Raw genomic sequence first — 2,864 nt, 5'->3', positions numbered from 1 at the left:
TGTAAAGATTGTCACCGCAAGGTAACCAATCAACAAATACATGATATCAGAAAGAATAAGAACAATAGGAATAAATAGCTAATTAACCGCGAGGAGAAATTAGTTCTCGCAAGAGAGTAAATTATGGAAAGCCGGATGCTGGGAAACTTGCTTGTCCGGTTTGGACGGGGGCTGATTGTAAATAAAACAGCAAAGATAAATCGCTGAATAAAACGCAATTAATCTATCCGTATTATAAAACATTATAATGAACCTTTCGTTCCTGAATCACATGATCAACAAGAAATAGATAATAAATATTTCTATAACGATAATAATCAATTATTTAAAATTACAGATAAAGATGATAAAGTTAAAATTATTTATGAGTATGATAATCAAAATATCTTAAGAAAAAAAATTAAATTTTATTTCAATTATAATGGCGATTGTTATAAAAATGTTTTTATTTATAAATACAATACACAAAATCAAAAAATTTATAAAATATATCAAGAACTTATAAAACCTAACAAAAGTATATTTCGTTTTTTCAAACCAGAAAAACATATTAAATATCCAAATAACATGTATTACGAATATAAATATAACGATAAAAAACAAAAAAAATTAAAAATTTGTTATTTTGGAAATAAAATTAGTAAATTTAAATATCAATATAAAGATTTTTAATTGTATAGTAATTAAATATATTAAATAATTCAATAAATATATAATTCAACAAAAAAACAAATTATAATAATTAAAAATTATAATTTGTTTTTTATTTTTTTGTTATATAAACGATTTAAATTATATTTTTTACAAAAATTTAATAATAAATTTAGATTAATTTTTTCTTTGTAAGTTTGTGTGTAATCAAACGATAATGGAACAGTTTTATCAATAGTTATTAATAAACGATTGAAATGGATTCTATCTTTAAATGATTCTATTTTGGTTCTCAAATTATCAGGAATTTCTTTTAAATTGATCAATAAATTATCTAAATTATTAAATTGATGCAATAATTTAAGAGCAGTTTTAGGGCCTATTCCTGGAATTCCTACAATATTATCAGAATTATCTCCGACCATACTTTTGAAATCAACTATTTGTTCAGGTTTTAACTGATATTTTCTATTTAATAATTCTATATCAAAATTACTAATTGTAGTTACACCTTTTTTTATTAAACGAATTGTAATATAATCGTTAATCAACTGCAAAAAATCTTGATCACTAGAGTAAATATCTGTAGCGATTTGATGAGAACTAGCTTGTTGCGCAATAGTACCAATGATATCGTCAGCTTCATAAATACGGATAGATTATCGGCGTTTTTTTGATAGGATTTGTTTTTTCTATCAAATATTACCAATAGCCCCCGTCCAAACGGCGCGAGCAAGTTTCCAAGCACACCGCTTTCCATAATTTATCCCTGTTCCGAGTTTAACTTCATGTCACCACTGGTTAAATGCTTATTCTTGACCTTTTATTTTTTGCTTATTCTTGACCTTTTATTTTTTCTGATTCTAGCTTGCATGGTTGAGATACCAAGAGCCGTCTAGTTTTATCTTTTCCCTTCGGAATATAAACTCTTTTAACCGTTTTCGGGTTATATTGGTTATGAACATATTTTTGGTGATATTTCTTTAGTTTATTTAAGTCCATATCATCTATTATTCTCCCGTCGATTCCAGATGTTCCTACCCCTTTATTGGCGGCAATCTAATAGAAACGCGAGGTAGGTATTAGCTAAGTTGTTCATTCCCTATTTAAATTCTTGTTTTAATGGGTGTTTTTTTAAGATTGGTCGTGAATTTCATTCATCGTTCGTAGAAGTCTCGATTTTAATAACTTAAAATCATTCATATAGGTTTTACCTATCCCTTCCGCGGTCTCAATGAATAAACAATAAATTACTTTCTTCTTTCGCCCTATAAGAGTTGTTACCTCTCTTCTTGGTAAGACGATTAACTAGATTATTCCACATCTAGGTTTACTCTTACGACTACTAAAAAGATTCTTTATCCTTGACCATCCAGACTTTTATTTCCGGATTAGTAAATTTAATTACTTAGTTTTAGGATTCTCCAAGTTACTCTAAATTTCGACCTTAATTCTGTAGGGGAAGTATCCTCGTTAAGAGGCTGATTCCAGGTTTTCTTTATCTGATAAACTATCTAATACAACAGGTTTATATCAATAGCTTCTGGACTGTCCGTTTAAGCAACTTCCGTAACAGGTCTTATCATTACATCCATTTTCCTTCTTAGGCCATCTCAGGCTTCTCCATGGAATTATTTCGGTGGCGGAATCATCTTGACTAATTTGCTTTCGTCGCAACCCGCTTTTATGGTCTGCTGTAATCTGGCATTCTTTCGTTAGCCTGACCGACCATATCCTTTCAGGGTTTATCAGCCCTGACTATTGGTTAAATAGTACGAAATTTAGGCTTCTTTGGCGCCCCCTGTTTGATAATGATATTTAATTCCAGAAAGTTTTAAATACTCTTGCACTAATACAATTTGATCTAACAACAATTGAGGTATAAGAGGGCGACCTTTTTTATAATCTAAATAAAGTTCTTTCTTTTTAGTTTTACCTTTTGTATCGAAAGCAACTAAAATATGATTTTGACTTTTTTCTAAAATTTTTTCAAACATATTTATAAAAATCATTAAAGCATCGAATTTATTTAAATTATTTTCATTTTCAATATTATCGGGATAGATTAACTCGGTTTAGAAAGTGAATTGATAATTTAACTTTCATATTCGCAATTAGCCCCCCACAGAACCGGACAAGCAAGTTTCCAAGCATCCGGCGCCTAATATCTGATTACAGATATTGAAACTCTTTCGCCATGTAAAGGTTATTAC

At 29.0% G+C, this 2,864-nt stretch carries 2 protein-coding genes; both read right to left on the bottom strand.

The features are described 5' to 3' along the window. Positions 1-749: 749 nt before the first annotated feature. Positions 750-1,301 carry a 5'-3' exonuclease gene (locus OC710_RS02580; protein WP_275040459.1) on the bottom strand — a complete coding sequence of 184 codons (552 nt, stop codon included), beginning with the start codon at positions 1,299-1,301 and terminating at the stop codon, positions 750-752. A gap of 1,131 nt (positions 1,302-2,432) precedes the next feature. Further along, on the bottom strand, positions 2,433-2,702 hold the full coding sequence (locus tag OC710_RS02575) for a hypothetical protein (protein ID WP_275040460.1): 270 nt from the start codon (positions 2,700-2,702) through the stop codon (positions 2,433-2,435). Positions 2,703-2,864 lie beyond the last annotated feature (162 nt).

Source organism: 'Vigna radiata' phytoplasma (assembly GCF_030586915.1).
Classification (GTDB): Bacteria; Bacillota_I; Bacilli_A; order Acholeplasmatales; family Acholeplasmataceae; genus Phytoplasma; species Phytoplasma australasiaticum.
The sequence above is the reverse complement of the archived record's forward strand: the minus strand, read 5'-3'. Positions and strand labels throughout refer to the sequence as shown.